The sequence below is a fragment of the Mesorhizobium sp. WSM4806 genome (genome assembly GCF_055811635.1).
Map to the genome: position 1 here is coordinate 1 of NZ_JBVVQZ010000076.1, position 401 is coordinate 401.

The following is a 401-nucleotide window of genomic DNA, read 5'->3' on the forward strand; positions in this document are numbered from 1 at the left end:
TAACAGCGCTGCCAGACTGCCTCGGGCAGGACTTCGCGGATCGCTGCCCTGAGCCCCGGATGGTCGTCGGAGACGACGAACTCGACGCCGGCGAGCCCGCGCTGCTTGAGCCCTGTCACGAACGCGCGCCAGCTCGAATGGCTCTCCCGGTTGGCCAGCTCGACGCCGAGCACCTGGCGCCGGCCCTCCCAGTCGACGCCGATCGCCACCAAGACCGCCTGGCTGGCGATCACGCCGGCTTCGCGCGCCCGCTCATAGCGCGCGTCCAGGATGAGGTACGGGTAAGGTTCGGCAAGCCGCTGCTCAAAGAACGCCTTCAGGGCTTCATCCAGCCGCGCCGTCGCCTCGCTCACCGTCGAGGCCGAGAAGGAATGGCCGCACAGTTCCTCGGTGATCGCCTT

At 68.6% G+C, this 401-nt stretch carries 1 protein-coding gene; it reads right to left on the reverse strand.

The features are described 5' to 3' along the window. Positions 1-401, reverse strand: a 401-nt coding sequence (locus AC0L2M_RS34645; protein WP_473537276.1) for an IS256 family transposase, incomplete at both ends; no start/stop codon positions are given.